The 15,378-nt window shown below is 56.7% G+C and carries 14 protein-coding genes; 5 read left to right on the top strand and 9 right to left on the bottom strand.

Annotated features, from left to right (window positions below; genetic code table 11):
* Window positions 1-32 precede the first annotated feature (32 nt).
* Window positions 33-1,265: an MFS transporter gene (locus JTA15_RS02805; protein WP_014169295.1), complete on the bottom strand. Its 1,233-nt coding sequence runs from the start codon at window positions 1,263-1,265 to the stop codon at window positions 33-35.
* Window positions 1,266-1,433: 168 nt separating this feature from the next.
* On the opposite strand from JTA15_RS02805, the gene JTA15_RS02800 reads away from it, so the two are divergent.
* The 3 genes from JTA15_RS02800 (at window position 1,434) to deoR (ending at window position 3,604) form a co-directional block, all read left to right on the top strand.
* Window positions 1,434-2,162 carry a phosphatase PAP2 family protein gene (locus tag JTA15_RS02800; RefSeq protein WP_219372831.1) on the top strand — a complete coding sequence of 243 codons (729 nt, stop codon included), beginning with the start codon at window positions 1,434-1,436 and terminating at the stop codon, window positions 2,160-2,162.
* A 7-nt stretch (window positions 2,163-2,169) separates the two neighbouring features.
* Complete coding sequence (gene ybjG, locus JTA15_RS02795; protein ID WP_121340062.1) at window positions 2,170-2,778, top strand: undecaprenyl-diphosphate phosphatase; 609 nt, start codon at window positions 2,170-2,172, stop codon at window positions 2,776-2,778.
* 67 nt (window positions 2,779-2,845) lie between these two features.
* Window positions 2,846-3,604, top strand: a complete 759-nt coding sequence (gene deoR, locus JTA15_RS02790; protein ID WP_014169292.1) for a DNA-binding transcriptional repressor DeoR — start codon at window positions 2,846-2,848, stop codon at window positions 3,602-3,604.
* Between the two features lie 52 nt (window positions 3,605-3,656).
* Here the strand turns inward: deoR and dacC are convergent, their stop codons facing one another.
* Window positions 3,657-4,862 carry a serine-type D-Ala-D-Ala carboxypeptidase gene (gene dacC, locus JTA15_RS02785; protein ID WP_219372830.1) on the bottom strand — a complete coding sequence of 402 codons (1,206 nt, stop codon included), beginning with the start codon at window positions 4,860-4,862 and terminating at the stop codon, window positions 3,657-3,659.
* 256 nt (window positions 4,863-5,118) lie between these two features.
* Here dacC and JTA15_RS02780 point away from each other — a divergent pair, with 256 nt between their 5' ends.
* On the top strand, window positions 5,119-5,745 hold the full coding sequence (locus JTA15_RS02780; RefSeq protein ID WP_020884885.1) for a glutathione S-transferase family protein: 627 nt from the start codon (window positions 5,119-5,121) through the stop codon (window positions 5,743-5,745).
* On the opposite strand, the gene JTA15_RS02775 is transcribed toward JTA15_RS02780, so the two are convergent.
* Both JTA15_RS02775 and bssR read right to left on the bottom strand, forming a co-directional pair.
* Window positions 5,746-6,864, bottom strand: a complete 1,119-nt coding sequence (locus JTA15_RS02775; protein ID WP_025204606.1) for a PQQ-dependent sugar dehydrogenase — start codon at window positions 6,862-6,864, stop codon at window positions 5,746-5,748.
* Window positions 6,865-6,970: 106 nt separating this feature from the next.
* Window positions 6,971-7,354 carry a biofilm formation regulator BssR gene (bssR, locus tag JTA15_RS02770; RefSeq protein ID WP_020884887.1) on the bottom strand — a complete coding sequence of 128 codons (384 nt, stop codon included), beginning with the start codon at window positions 7,352-7,354 and terminating at the stop codon, window positions 6,971-6,973.
* Between the two features lie 216 nt (window positions 7,355-7,570).
* On the opposite strand from bssR, the gene rimO reads away from it, so the two are divergent.
* Window positions 7,571-8,896, top strand: a complete 1,326-nt coding sequence (gene rimO / locus JTA15_RS02765) for a 30S ribosomal protein S12 methylthiotransferase RimO (protein WP_014169287.1) — start codon at window positions 7,571-7,573, stop codon at window positions 8,894-8,896.
* Between the two features lie 50 nt (window positions 8,897-8,946).
* On the opposite strand, the gene gsiD is transcribed toward rimO, so the two are convergent.
* The 5 genes from gsiD to iaaA are packed head-to-tail and all read right to left on the bottom strand — an operon-like array spanning window position 8,947 to window position 15,209.
* Entirely contained in the window at window positions 8,947-9,858 is a 912-nt protein-coding gene (gsiD, locus tag JTA15_RS02760) for a glutathione ABC transporter permease GsiD (protein ID WP_044858126.1), read from the bottom strand.
* 1 nt (window position 9,859) lies between these two features.
* The gene (gene gsiC, locus JTA15_RS02755) at window positions 9,860-10,780 is read right to left on the bottom strand and encodes a glutathione ABC transporter permease GsiC (protein WP_073395810.1); all 921 of its coding nucleotides are present in this window, start codon (window positions 10,778-10,780) and stop codon (window positions 9,860-9,862) included.
* Window positions 10,781-10,825: 45 nt separating this feature from the next.
* Entirely contained in the window at window positions 10,826-12,364 is a 1,539-nt protein-coding gene (gsiB, locus tag JTA15_RS02750; RefSeq protein WP_032677748.1) for a glutathione ABC transporter substrate-binding protein GsiB, read from the bottom strand.
* Window positions 12,365-12,387: 23 nt separating this feature from the next.
* Window positions 12,388-14,259 carry a glutathione ABC transporter ATP-binding protein GsiA gene (gene gsiA, locus JTA15_RS02745; RefSeq protein ID WP_014169283.1) on the bottom strand — a complete coding sequence of 624 codons (1,872 nt, stop codon included), beginning with the start codon at window positions 14,257-14,259 and terminating at the stop codon, window positions 12,388-12,390.
* Between the two features lie 11 nt (window positions 14,260-14,270).
* Entirely contained in the window at window positions 14,271-15,209 is a 939-nt protein-coding gene (gene iaaA / locus JTA15_RS02740) for a beta-aspartyl-peptidase (protein WP_163305732.1), read from the bottom strand.
* Between the last annotated feature and the right edge of the window lie 169 nt (window positions 15,210-15,378).

Genomic DNA, 15,378 nt, shown 5'->3' with positions numbered 1-15,378 from the left:
TGGCCCTCTCCCGCCGGGAGAGGGAAAACAACTTACGGCTGTAAAGCATTCCCGACGCGTTTATCTTTCAGGAACACCACGATAAGCCCAACCCAGAGCACGCCGTTAGCCAGATTAAACAGGCTGAACAGACCGTTGCCGCCAAATGCGTAGGCGTGTTTGCTCACCTCGATACCGACGGTGAAAATCAGCATTTGCAACATGCCCATCGCCGCTGACACCGTGCCTTTGCTCATCTCGCTGGCAAACAGCGTCAGGCGCACCAGCCCGGCATTCGCCACACCGATACCAAACGCGTAAACGCTTAATCCTGCGGTCATCCACAGATACGCATGGGACGACACCACTGTCGCGACCGCCGCCAGAACCAGCCCGGCAGCGATGGGCCAGCCGCCCATGATGATCAAGGCGCGCACCGTACGACGGGATGTGAGACGCGCCAGCACCAGGTTACCGATAATCAGCGCGCCAAAAATCGGCACCTGCAGCAAGCCATACTCATAGCTGCTGAGCTGCTCGCCGCTGATGATAATGACCGGCGACTGGGCAATCCACGCCAGCAGAGGCAGGCTAACAAACCCCGTCGCCAGCGCGCCCGCCACAAAGCGGCCGTTCTTCAGCACTTCTTTGTAATCCCGGCCCAGCTCTTTTAGCGACAGTTTCTCACCCAGACGGGTAGCGGTTTCCGGCATCGCGCGGTGCAGGCCAAAGAAAGCGACGGCGGCCAGCACGGCAAACAGCACGAACATCCCTTCCCACGGCGCAACGTGTACCCAGGCAGCGCCCACCAGCGGCCCCAGCAGGGGCGCGATCAGCGCCACGTTCGCCATCAGCGCGGTAATCTTGATACACACCGCTTCCTCAAACGATTCCTGGATGGCGGCATACCCGACGGCACCGATAAAGCAGAGGCTCACCCCCTGCAGGAAGCGCAGCAGGGTAAATTGCTCAATATTTTGCGCCAGCAGCGTGGCGAGGCAGGTCACGATAAACCATACCACGCCCGTCAGCATCACCGGACGACGGCCAATACGATCCGACAGCGGCCCTAACAGCCACTGCAAAAACATGCCGCCAGCCAGATAGGCGGTCATGGAGGTTGGTACCCATTCGATCCCTGCGTTGTACTGTTCGACAACGGCCAGCATGCCGGGCTGGATCATATCGTTGCCGATGTAAGTAGAGAATTCGTAGAGCACCAGACATAAGGGGAAAAGCAACGCCTGACGACCCAGACGTGAACCAGAAGAAGAACGGTTTAACATGCAATCTCTTTATCGTGACAAAATCGCGACGAGTGTAATGAAATGCCCTGGCCCGAGATAGTGATTTATCCAGAAGAAACAGAAATAAAGCACATATCGTCTTTGTTTAAGGTTTCCTTAAGTTGACAGATTTATGATAGCCCCATTTCTCGTCAACGACTCCGGATTATGGCACCCACTTCCAGCCGTTCAGAATTGTCTAACTTACAGACAAATAAGACAAAACGACTTTACCGTCTACCACCCCGCTTTTATGGTTATCAGCTTTTAATACTGATAGCCCTTGCCGTGCTGTTTACCTGGCTATCCCGCGATGAAACGCTCGACAGATGGATCACCGGTTTATGGTATGACGCAGCTGCTCACCGTTTTCCACTGCAGCAAGACCACCTGCTGGACCTGCTGAACCATCGACTGGCGAAGTACATCGCCATCGCCGCAGGTGCTGTTGCGCTCATTTATGGCGCGTTCAGGGGCAATGCGAGACTGGTCACGGCCGCGCTGCTGATGGGGCTTGGCGCGCTGGTGGTTGGCGTACTGAAAAGCATAAGCCATCACAGCTGCCCGTGGGATCTGGTGGAGTATGGCGGTAAGGCCGTTTCTTATCCGCTGTTCAGTGCCGCTCCCGCTGACAGCGGTCCGGGGCGCTGTTTCCCCGGCGGTCATGCCTCCAGCGGCTTTATGGTGATGGGACTGTTCTTTGCCTTCTGGCGCGAGCGTCCGCGTCTTGCCTGGTGCTTCGTCGTGCTGGGCGCCGCTTTAGGTCTGGCGATGGGTTACGGCCAGGTCATGCGCGGGGCGCATTTTTTCTCTCACAACCTGTGGGCTGGGTGGTGGGTCTGGTTTTCCCAGTTGGTGGTCTACGGTCTGGTCTCCACCTGGTTTGCTAAAGAGTGACAACGCTATGTTAGAGAATTTGAATTACCAGCTGTTTTATCTCATCAACGCCACTCCGGCCTCGCCAGAGTGGATGATTGATTTCGCCACCTTCCTGGCAAAAGATCTGATCAGTATCGTGCCGGTGCTGGCGGCGATCCTCTGGCTGTGGGGGCCGAGAAGCCAGGTGAAGGCGCAGCGCCAGCTGGTAATTAAGATGGCGATGGCCCTCGGGATAAGCGTGCTGGTCAGCTACATTCTGGGCCTGACGTTCCCGCACGACCGCCCCTTCGTCGACCACGCGGGGTATACCTTCCTGCACCATGCCCCGGATGACTCGTTCCCAAGCGATCACGGGACGGTTATCTTTACTTTCGCGCTGGCCTTCCTGTTCTGGCATCGTCTGTGGTCGGGTGCGGTGCTGATGGTGGTGGCCGGGGCTATCGCCTGGTCTCGCGTTTATCTCGGCGTCCACTGGCCGATGGATATGGTGGGGGGGGTGCTGGTCGGTCTCATCGGCTGCGTCAGCGCAGCGATCCTGTGGAATCTCTTCGGTGAAGCGCTCTACCGCGGCCTGTCTTATCTGTATCGCACCCTTTTTGCTATCCCGATCCGCAAAGGCTGGATACGTGACTAACCCCAGCCTGACAGGTTACACTTGAACCCCCGCCCTGCGGGGGTTCACTTTTTTATCCCGAGGAACTATGGAAACACGTCGCGATGACCGCATTGCTCAGCTGATACAGGCGCTGAAGCGCAGTGATAAGCTTCATCTTAAGGAAGCCGCCAGTCTCCTCGGGGTCTCTGAGATGACCATTCGCCGGGATCTGAACAGCGAGAGCGCGCCTGTCGTGCTGCTGGGCGGGTACATTGTGCTTGAGCCGCGTAGCGCCAGCCATTATCTGATCAGCGACCAAAAGACGCGCCTGGTGGAAGAGAAACGCAAAGCCGCCCGGCTTGCGGCCTCGCTGGTGCAGCCGCATCAGACGCTTTTTTTTGACTGCGGCACCACCACGCCGTGGATAATCGAAGCGATCGACAGCAGCATCCCGTTTACGGCGGTGTGTTACTCGCTGAATACCTTTCTGGCACTGCAGGAGAAACCCGAGTGCCGGGTGATCCTCTGTGGCGGTGAGTTTCACGCCAGCAACGCCATCTTTAAGCCGCTGAATCTGCAGGATACGCTCAGCAACGTATGTCCGGATATCGCGTTTTATTCCGCAGCAGGAGTCACTGTCCGTCAGGGAGCAACCTGCTTTAACCTGGAAGAGTTGCCGGTCAAGCACTGGGCATTAAGCGCCGCGCAGTACCATGTGCTGGTGGTCGATCACAGCAAGTTTGGCAAGGTTCGTCCGGCAAGAATGGGTGAGCTGTCGCGCTTTGACGCCATCGTCAGCGATTGCCGTCCGGATGAAGAGACCGTGGCCTACGCGAAAGCGCAGCAGGTGAAGTTGATGTACTGAGTCAGGTGCAGAGGTCATGCCGGGTGGCGCGATGCCACCCGACAATGGAGGCTTAACTGAACCAGCTGCCAAACCATCCGTGGAATTTCATCATGACTAAGTCCCACATCCGGCTAAAGAAACCGCCCTCTTCTACCGCTTCCATCACAATCAGCGGACGCTGTTCAATCGATTTGCCATTAAGCTGGAAATCAATCGTCCCGACCACCTGGCCTTTTTTCAGCGGCGCGGTGAGCTGGCTGTCGGTCAGGGTGTAGCTGGCTTTCAGGTTTTTCAGCTGACCACGGGGAATGGTCACCGACCCGCCTTCACCCGCCCCCAGGTTCACTTCACTCTTGTCACCAAACCAGACGCGCTGGCTGATGAACGTGGCATCCGGTTTAATGGGCGTGACGGTTTCATAGAAGCGGAAACCCCAGGTCAGCAATTTTTCTGATTCATTAAAACGAATGCGGTCGGTTTTGGTGCCCAGCACGACCGAGATCAGGCGCATATCACCCTGAGTTGCGGAAGCGACCAGGTTATAACCCGCGCCGGCCGTGGTGCCGGTCTTCATACCGTCGACGTTGACGTTGCTGCTCCACAGCAGACGGTTACGGTTCGGCTGGCGGATTTTGTTGAAGGTAAACTCTTTTTCTTTGTGGATGGCATATTCATCCGGCACGTCGTGGATCAACGCTTTGCCTAACAGCGCCATGTCGCGCGCGGTACTGAACTGACCCGGCGCATCAAGACCGTGCACGGTTTTAAAGGTGGTATTGGTCAGGCCCAGTTTTTGCGCGTAGCCATTCATCAGGCCAATAAAAGAGTCCTGGCTGCCCGCAACGTAATCGGCCAGCGCAATACAGGCATCGTTACCGGACTGGATAATGACCCCTTTATTCAAATCAGACACTGACACCTGATCGCCGGGTTTGAGGAACATCACCGATGACCCACGCAGCGCCGGGTTGCCGGTCGCCCAGGCGTCCTTCCCGATGGTGACCATATCGTCAAGCTTGATTTTGCCCGCTTTCAGCGCCTGACCCACCACATAGCTGGTCATGATTTTCGTCAGGCTTGCCGGGTCAAGTTTCTCATCCGCATTGCCTTCCGCCAGCACTTTACCACTGGAATAATCCATCAGGATCCAGGCGCGCGCATCCACAGGCGGCGCTTCGGGCGCAGCCTGTTCCGCTGCGTAGAGAGTTGGTACAAACAGGAAAAGGAGCGCAGAGCCTGCCGCCAGGCTGCGCAGAGAAGTCATTTTTCGCGTCATAAATGCCACCCGAGTGTCCATTCAAAAATTACGTCACATCACCGTGTCGCAAGAAGCGATGAGTAATAGCGCACTAAAACGGTTAAAGAAACCTAACCAAGGTAAAGTTATTAAAGTTTATGCAATAACATTCAGATACGCTTTGATTCAGGCGATTTTTTTGTCTTCTGTTGCGTAATTGTTAGGTTTATCCCACCATGGCAAATCGCTGGCGTTGATTCACATCTCAGGTTGTTTGACTATTTCGGGAGTTTCTATGATTACGCTGTGGGGCAGGAACAATTCAACCAACGTTAAGAAAGTCCTCTGGACGCTGGAGGAGCTGGATTTACCGTTTAAGCAGGTGATGGCAGGTTTGCAGTTTGGGGTAAATAAAGATGCCGACTATCTGGCCATGAACCCAAACGGTCTGGTGCCCTTGCTGCGCGACGAAGAGACCGACGTGACGCTGTGGGAGTCCAACACCATCGTGCGTTACCTCGCGGCACAGTATGGTCAGAGCCGCCTGTGGGTGGACAATCCGGCCCAACGCGCTCAGGGTGAAAAGTGGATGGACTGGGCAAACCAGACGCTCTCCCCCGCACACCGTGTGATCCTGATGGGGCTTGTCAGAACCCCCGAAGCTGACCGCGACTATCCTGCCATTCATGCAGCCCAGGACACCTGTGAAAACCTGTTTGCGATGATGGACGACGAACTGGCGAAGCATCCGTGGTTCTCAGGCGAACGCTTCGGCGTAGGCGATATTGCCGTTGCGCCCTTCATCTGGAACCTGACCAACATTGACGTTACCTGGACGCCGCGCCCGCATCTTGAGCGCTGGCTGAAGCAACTGAGCGAGCGCCCGGCATACCGTCACGTGGTGATGATCCCGGTGACCTGATTACGATCCGGACGGGCTGACTTTCAACAGTTGCCCGTCCGTCTCATCGGTCAGGACATACAGATACCCATCCGGCCCCACCCGCACATCGCGAATGCGCTGGTCTCTGTCACCTAAAATTCGCCCCTTCTCGGTAACCGTGTTGCCCTCCACGCTCAGCACGATAACGTCTTTCTCCTTCAGCGCCCCGACAAACAGCGTGTTTTTCCACTGCGGGAATACGTCACTGTTGTAAAACGCCATCCCGCTCACGGCGGGGGACACTTTCCAGACAAAGAGCGGCTTTTCCGTTCCCTCGACGTGCTCGCCCTGGGCTTCCGGGATCTTCAGGCCGCTGTAGTTAATACCGTGCGTCGCCAGCGGCCAGCCGTAATTTTTGCCTTTCTCCGGGATATTGATTTCATCCCCGCCGCGCGGACCGTGCTCGTTAAGCCATAGCGTGTCGCTCCAGGGGTTCATCGCCATCCCCTGCGGATTACGAATGCCGTAAGACCAGATTTCGGGCCGTGCGCCGGGAGTGTTCACAAACGGGTTATCGGCAGGCACTTTGCCGTCCTCCGTCAGGCGCACAACTTTGCCCTGCAGTTTATCCAGATCCTGCGCCGTCGGACGCTGGTTGTTCTCGCCCAGACCAATAAACAGATGGCCTTTACCGTCGAAGACCAGTCGACCACCGAAATGGTTACCGGTGGACAGTTTCGGCATCTGACGGAAGACCACCTGGAAACCTTCAATTCGGGAGAGATCATCGCTTAAGCGGCCATAGCCAACCGCCGTTCCCGCTTTGCCGTCATTCCCCGCCTCGGCATAGCTCAGCCAGACGCGGCGTGATTTTTCAAAATCCGGGGCGAGTGCCACGTCCAGCAACCCGCCCTGGCCGTTTGCCCAGACCTTGGGTACGCCGACGATCGGATCGGAAAGCCCTTTTCCGGCCTGCCAGTGCTTTAACTGGCCTCCCTTAAGGGTCACCAGCAGCCCTTTATTGTCCGGCAGGAACGCCATCGACCAGGGATGATCGAGCCGGTTTTGCACAACGTCGACTTTTACCGCGTCGGGGGCGGCGAGGAGAGAAAACGGGAATAACAACGCAGGCAGGAAAATCAGCGAGGATCGATGCATAACGCGCTCCTTTATCGGTTTATGGCATAAAGGTTAGCCACTGGGTCCGGGCACGTTATCACTTTTACAAAAGCTTAATCAGAAGGGGGAGTTGCCTCCCCCGGTGTCAGTGTTGTTCAAGCGTCTCGTGCTTGTTCAGACACATGATGCATAGAGAGAGCGTGGTCAGGCAGTTTTCAAGCTTCTCCGCGTTAACAGCAATAAAATTTGGGCAGTCGTGGCGTCCGTTCATCAAACATACCCCTGCAATGGAGAGCACCTCGGCGGCGCGGCGCAGCGCAACGAGTTCGCTTTCGGCGTATTCCGCTTTCAGGACGGGTGCTTTTTCACGCATGAAGTTGCAAAGTTCAAAGAGATTATCACGCAGATGTTCGCTTTCGCTGACTGACATATACCCTTTTGCCTTCCTCAACTGCAGGTACGCGGCAAGGTCGATTCGGGCATTGATCAGCTTGTTAAGCAGATCGCGTTTCAGTCTGTCAACGGACATGCTCTTTCCTCCTCTGTCAGCCATTGTGCACATTCAGAATAAGGTTATTTTTTGTACAGTTTAATGCCTGAGATCAATAATTCTTAACTGATTAACATTATTTACAATGTTACAACCTTCTCGCCGGTCATCCGCCTCGCAAAGAGTGTATAAATCCCCCGCGGAACGCTGTAAAATCCCGCCCTGATAACTCCATAATTGATGAATTTTTAACCTATGAGCAATGTTACGCACCAGCCTAAAATCGGCTTCGTCTCCCTGGGCTGCCCAAAAAACCTGGTGGATTCTGAACGCATCCTGACCGAACTGCGCACCGAGGGCTATGACGTGGTGCCAAGCTACGACAACGCCGACATGGTGATCGTTAACACCTGCGGGTTTATCGACAGCGCGGTTCAGGAGTCACTGGAAGCCATCGGTGAAGCCCTGACGGAAAACGGCAAAGTGATTGTGACCGGCTGTCTGGGCGCGAAAGTGGACCAGATCCGCGAAGTGCACCCGAAAGTGCTGGAGATCACCGGCCCGCACAGCTACGAGCAGGTACTGGAGCATGTTCATCACTACGTCCCTAAACCTAAGCACAATCCGTTCCTGAGCCTGGTGCCAGAACAGGGCGTGAAGCTGACCCCGCGTCACTATGCGTACCTGAAAATTTCCGAAGGCTGCAACCATCGCTGCACCTTCTGCATTATCCCGTCCATGCGTGGCGATTTGGTCAGCCGTCCGATTGGTGAAGTGCTGGCAGAAGCCAAACGTCTGGCAGACGCAGGCGTTAAAGAGCTGCTGGTCATTTCCCAGGATACCTCGGCTTATGGCGTCGACGTGAAGCATCGCTCTGGTTTCCACAACGGCGAGCCGGTGAAAACCAGCATGGTTGGCCTGTGCGAACAGCTTGCCAAACTGGGTATCTGGACACGTCTGCATTACGTCTACCCGTATCCGCACGTTGACGATGTCATCCCGCTGATGGCAGAAGGGAAAATTCTTCCGTATCTGGATATCCCGCTGCAACACGCCAGCCCGCGTATTCTGAAGCTGATGAAGCGTCCTGGCTCCGTCGATCGCCAGCTGGCACGCATCAAACAGTGGCGTGAAATCTGCCCGGACCTGACCCTGCGTTCCACCTTCATTGTGGGCTTCCCGGGCGAAACCGAAGAAGATTTCCAGATGCTGCTCGACTTCCTGAAAGAAGCACGTCTGGACCGCGTAGGCTGCTTCAAATACAGCCCGGTAGAAGGCGCGACCGCCAACGAACTGGCGGATCAGGTTCCGGAAGAGGTGAAAGAAGAGCGCTGGAACCGCTTCATGCAGCTGCAACAGCAGATCTCTGCTGAACGTCTGCAGGAAAAAGTGGGCCGCGAAATTCTGGTCATCATCGATGAAGTGGACGAAGAAGGCGCAATTGGCCGCAGCATGGCGGACGCCCCTGAAATCGACGGCGCGGTCTACCTGAACGGCGAAACCAGCGTTAAGCCGGGCGATATTGTCCGCGTGAAAGTTGAAAACGCCGACGAGTATGATTTGTGGGGAAGCCGGGTTTAACGGCGTTTACCCTTCCCTTCACCCTCTCCCGCCGGGAGAGGGTTTCCATCCTACCCCTTAATCCTCGGATCCAGCGCGTCGCGTAACCCATCACCCAACAGGTTAAACGCCAGCACGGTCAGGAAAATGGCCAGGCTCGGGAAGATGGCCACGTGTGGTGCAATGACCATGTCCGCTCTTGCTTCATTCAGCATCGCGCCCCACTCCGGTGTAGGCGGTTGGGCACCCAGCCCCAGAAACGACAGGCTGGCCGCCGAGATAATCGACACGCCGATACGCATGGTAAAATAGACCACGATAGACGATACCGTTCCCGGCAGAATATGGCTGAACAGGATAGTGGCATCGCTGGCCCCCATGCTGCGCGCAGACTCAATAAAGGTTTGCTGTTTGAGCACCAGCGTGTTGCCTCGTACCAGACGCGCAAACGCCGGTATTGAGAAGACCGCAACCGCAATAATGACGTTAGCCATACCGCTGCCCATTATCGCCACCACCGCAATCGCCAGCAGAATGCCCGGGAAGGCAAACAACACGTCGCAGATACGCATGATAATGCGGTCCCACCAGCCTTCGTAATATCCGGCGACCAGACCCAGCACGGTGCCGATTGCCGCGCCAATCAGTACCGCAAAAACCCCGGCGGCGAGAGAGATCTGCGCCCCCACCAGCACGCGGCTGAAGATGTCTCGCCCAAGCGAGTCCACGCCGAACCAGTGCAGCATCGACGGTCCATCATTGAGACGGTCGTAATCAAAATAGTTTTCCGCATCAAACGGTGCTACCCACGGCGCAATGATCGCCACCACAATCAGCAGCAGGACAAATAGCCCCGCCGTCATGGCGACCGGCTGACGGCGAAAACGCCGCCAGAATTCAGACCACGGCGTGCGGATATGGTCCGGCTTTAGCCCCGGCATAGCGTTTAACATGGCCTGACGACGCCAGTTCAACAATCGCATTTTACTTATACCTGATGGCCGGGTTAATGGCGGCGTAGAGCACATCCACCACTAAGTTGATAAGAATAAATTCCAGTGAGAAAAGCAGGACTTCGGCCTGAATAACCGGGTAATCACGCATTTCGACTGAATCCACCAAAAGACGTCCCAGCCCCGGCCAGTTAAAGACCTTCTCCACCACAATCGAGCCGCCCAGCAGGAAACCAAACTGGAGCCCCATCATCGTCACCACCGGGATCATCGCGTTACGAAAGCCGTGTTTGAGGATGACCCATTTCTCGCTGACCCCTTTCGCCCGGGCGGTGCGAATATAATCTTCGCTCAGCACGTCAACGAACGAGGCGCGGGTAAAGCGGGCCATCACGGCCGCAACGGCAGCACCCAGCGTCATCGAGGGCAGAATGTAGTGTTTCCAGGTGTCGGCCCCGACCGTCGGCAGCCAGCCCAGCTCCACGGAGAATATCTGCATCAGCAGCATCCCCAGTGCAAATGCCGGGAAGGAAATGCCCGTGACGGCCAGAGCCATACCGAGCTTATCCGGCCAGCGGTTGCGCCAGACGGCAGCGACAATTCCTGCGCCAAGACCAAACAGCACCGCCCAGCTCATGCTGGCAATGGTTAACCAGAACGTGGGCATAAAGCGGCTGGCAATCTCTTCCGACACCGGACGACGTGACACCATAGAGATGCCAAAGTCACCCTGCAGAACGTTGCCAATATAGTGGAGAAACTGCATATACAAAGGCTGGTCGAGGCCCAGTTGTTTTCGCACCAGCGCGATAACCGTTGCATCCGCATCTGACCCTGCAACCAGACGTGCCGGATCGCCCGGCAGCATATGAACAAACAAAAACACCAGCACCGCCACAATCAGCAGCGTCGGGATAAGCCCCAACAGGCGTTTACAAACATAATTCAGCATGCCTTTCCCTCTCATCCCACAGGCGGTGGCCTGCGGGCATGAGTATTATTTTAAATCTGCTTCATCAAAGCTAAAGCCCGTATCCGGCATGATGTAGAACCCGGTCAGCGCTTTGTTATGCGCGGAAACCAGTTTTTCCACCACCAGCGGTACCCACGGCGACTCTTTCCAGATGATATCCTGCGCCTCTTTATACAGGCGTGCTTTCTCTTCCGGTTTGGTCGTTTTCAGGGCATCCGCCAGGTCTTTATCCACCTTCGGGTTGCTGTAGAAGGCCGTGTTGAACAGGGTCGGCGGCCAGTTCTGTGAGGCGAACAGCGGCGACAGCGCCCAGTCCGCTTCACCGGTAGAGGCCGACCAGCCGGTGTAGAACATCCGTACGCCGCTCTCTTTCTGCCCTTTCCCTTCCACTTCAGCCGCACGCTGACCGGCATCCATCGCGGTGACCTGCGCCTTGATACCTACCTGAGCCAGCTGCTGCTGGGTAAATTGCAGCACCTTCTGAGCGGTACTGTGATTATGCGACGACCAGAGCGTGGTGCTAAAGCCGTTCGGGAAACCCGCCTCTTTTAACAGCTCACGCGCTTTGGCCGGATCGTAAGGCCACGGTTGATAGTTTTGCGAATAGGCGATCGCCGGAGGCAGCACGCCGGTAGCCGGCGTGGCATAGCCAGCAAAGGCGACTTTTACCAGCGCCTGGCGGTTAATGGCGTAGTTGATGGCCTCACGCACTTTTGGATTATCAAACGGCTTTTGCGTCACGTTCATGCTGATATAGCGCTGCATAATGGACGGGCTGGCGACCAGCTCCAGCTTGCTGTTTTTCTGCAGAATGGCGGCTTGCTCATAGGGGATCGGGAACGCGAACTGCGCCTCGCCGGTCTGCAGCATCGCCGCGCGGGTGTTGTTGTCCACCACCGGACGCCAGGTAATGGTGTCCAGCTTCGGCAGGCCCGGCTGCCAGTAACCCGCAAACTTCTTAACCTTCACAAAGTCGGTCTGGTTCCAGGTGAGCAGCTCGTAGGGGCCGGTCCCCACCGGATGGAACCCGATCTCTTTGCCGTATTTTTTCAGCGCGGCAGGCGAAATCATCGCCGTGGCAGGATGCGCCAGAATATTGATAAACGCCGAGAACGGCTCTTTCAGGGTGATCTTCACCGTCGTCGGGTCGACCACCTCGGTGCTGGCGATGTTTTTATACAGGTTGTAGCGCTTGAGGCTATTTTCCGGGTTGCTGGCGCGATCGAGGTTTATCTTCACCGCCTCCGCGTTGAAATCTGTACCGTCCTGGAACTTCACGCCGGTTCTGAGCTTAAGGGTATACACCAGCCCGTCGCTGGAAACGGTATACCCTTCCGCCAGCACATTTTTAAGTTTCATCTCGCTATCCAGGCCAAACAGCCCCTGATAGAACGATTTCGCCACCGCCTGGGAGAGCGTGTCGTTGGCATCATACGGATCCAGCGTGGTGAAATTGGAACCGACGGCGACCACCACATCTTTGGCAGCGAACGCCGGCGCGGCGGCCAGGGCTGCCGTCACGCTCGCGGCGAGTAACCATTTGCGCGCTACAAATTTAACCATTGTGTTCTCCTGCCTGTTTTGAGTTATAACCGCGAGAATGCATTGTCCTGACGCGGAGGGGCCACAAAATGCCCCGGGCCAACCTCGCGCAGCGCCACGCGCTCCACCGCCTCGCCCCGTTTACGAATATTGCTCGGCATTTCGTCCTGCAGCAGCACACGCTGGCCGTGGCGATGCTCAGGGTCGGCAACCGGCACTGCGGCGATAAGCTTGCGTGTGTAAGGGTGCTGTGGATTTTCAAATACCGCCCTGCGCGGTCCTATCTCCACAATTTGCCCCATAAACATCACCGCGACACGGTGGCTGATACGCTCAACCACCGCCATGTCATGTGAGATAAAGAGGAAGGCAATCCCCATATCCCGCTGCAGGTCGAGCAGTAAATTAATGATTTGCGCCCGGATAGAGACATCCAGCGCCGAGACGGATTCATCTGCAATCACCACTTTCGGGTTAAGTGCCAGCGCGCGGGCAATGCAAATACGCTGCCGCTGACCGCCCGAAAACTCGTGCGGATAACGCCAGGCATGTTCCGGCTTCAGCCCCACGCGTTCAAGCAGCCAGGCCACCCGACGCTGCGCGGCTTCACCATCGAGCAGGTTATGCACCCGCAGCGGCTCCATAAGCGAATACCCCACCGTGTGGCGCGGGTCGAGGGAGGCATACGGATCCTGGAAAATAAACTGGATATCTCGTCTTACCGCCTGCAGTTTGCTGTCCGGAAGGGTATCAATGCGTTCCCCGTTAAAGGTTATGCTGCCCTCCTGGGACTCCACCAGCCTGAGCAGCGCCCGCCCGGTGGTGGATTTGCCGCAGCCTGACTCTCCCACCAGCGCCAGCGTTTCGCCTGGCCATAAATCAAAACTGACGTTTTCAACCGCATGCACCTCGCGCTTCACGCGGTTAAACATTCCGCTGCGCAGGGGAAAACGGGTCACCAGATCGCGCACTTCCAGAATCGGCTTGCCGGGTACCACGGTATCCTGCTCGATTTCATCTTCCTGCTGGCCTGCCGCTTCGAGAGAAATCAACGGGAACCGGCGCGGTAAATCGCTGCCGTTCATCGCCCCCAACCGCGGAACCGCCGCCAGCAGCGCTTTGGTGTAAGGATGAACCGGCGCATGGAAAATTTGCTCAACCGTGCCGGTTTCCACGGCGTTGCCCTTATGCATGACCAGCACGCGATCGGCAATATCGGCGACCACACCCATATCGTGGGTGATGAAAATCACCCCCATCTCCATCTCCTGCTGCAGCACTTTGATAAGCTGCAGAATTTGCGCCTGAATAGTCACATCCAGTGCCGTCGTGGGTTCGTCGGCAATCAGCACCGCGGGACGGCAGGAGAGCGCCATCGCAATCATGACGCGTTGACGCATACCGCCGGAAAGCTGATGCGGGTAGCGCCCCAGAATGGCCTGCGCTTCCGGTATGCGTACCAGGTCGAGCATGCGTTTCGCTTCACGAAGCGCCTCATCACCGCTCAACCCCTGATGCAGGCGTATGGACTCGGCAATCTGTTCCCCGACCGGAAAGACCGGGTTCAGCGAGGTCATCGGCTCCTGGAAGATCATCGCAATATCGGCCCCGCGCACGCTCTGCATCTGTGAGGCGCTCAGCTCATTCAAATCAATGACCTGGTGATTACGCCGGCGCAGCAGCATTTTTTCGCAGCTGACCTGTCCGCCGGTCTGTTCCAGCAGACGCATCAGCGCCAGTGCGGTGACCGATTTCCCTGAACCGGACTCGCCCACAATCGCCAGCGTTTCGCCGCGGTTGAGCGAGAACGATAAATTCTGTACTGCGGGGATGAACTGCCGCTCTTCCTGAAACGCAATATTCAGTTGATGGACAGCCAGCACTTCACGGTTGTCCAGCTCTTCACTGTGCGGCACGCTTTGCCCCCTTATTCACGATAGATCCCCGTACTGGGTTCATCACCGGCATAACCCCACGCGCGGTACATACCTTCGCTGTTAAACGGCAATGCCACGTTGCCCTCACGATCCACCGCAATTAACCCACCGACACCCCCCAGTGCGGGCAGTTTCTCCATCACCACGCGCTCACAGGCTTCGGCCAGGCTTAACCCGCCGTAATCCATCAGCGCGGTGATGTCGTACGCCGCGAGGGCGCGAATAAACACTTCACCGGTTCCGGTGCATGACACTGCCGCCGTGGCGTTATTGGCATAGCACCCTGCCCCCGGCAATGGACTGTCACCTACCCGGCCCGGCAGTTTGTTGGTCATACCGCCGGTCGACGTGGCCGCAGCCAGATTCCCGGCTTTATCAAGAGCCACCGCCCCTACCGTGCCCATTTTGCTGCGCTCATCGAGCGGCGCGGTATGGTCAAGCTGCGCCACGTTTGCCGAGCGCGCCTCAAGCAGCTGTTGATAACGCTCCGGCGTTGAAAACAGATCGGGAGAAACTGGCGTCATGCCATGTTCCGCGGCAAACGTCTCCGCCCCGGCCCCGGTCAGAAGAACATGCGGGCTCGCTTCCATCACCAGACGCGCGGCCAGCACCGGATTACGAAGATGGCTCACCCCCGCGACGGCGCCCGCTTTAAGGGTGACACCGTCCATGACGCAGGCATCCAGCTCGTGTGTTTCATCGCGGGTAAAGACCGAACCAATGCCCGCGTTAAACAATGGGCACTCTTCCAGCAGACGTACCGCCTCGGTAACCACATCCAGCGCGCTCTCGCCCGCCTCCAGCATCCGCTGGCCCGTTTCCACAATGGCATACAGCGCATCAATATAACGTTTTTCCTGCTCGGGACTGAGCAGGGCACGGGTGATTGCCCCGGCGCCACCATGAATTGCGATTACCGCATTAACCATTCCCATCACCCGTTAGCCTGATTTGCGGCTTTTTCTATAAATATCATTATCGTCGCTGAAACTTCAGATGATTTTTGAATATAGAAAGACGCAACTGTGATGTAAAGCGTACACCCATCGGGTCATACAGTTAGTGGCACTTTTCTGCCATAATGGACGCTTTCGTCGT

It is taken from the genome of Enterobacter sp. BIDMC 29, from assembly GCF_019378755.1.
Taxonomy (GTDB): Bacteria; Pseudomonadota; Gammaproteobacteria; order Enterobacterales; family Enterobacteriaceae; genus Enterobacter; species Enterobacter ludwigii.
This window is presented reverse-complemented; position numbering and strand designations above follow the sequence as displayed.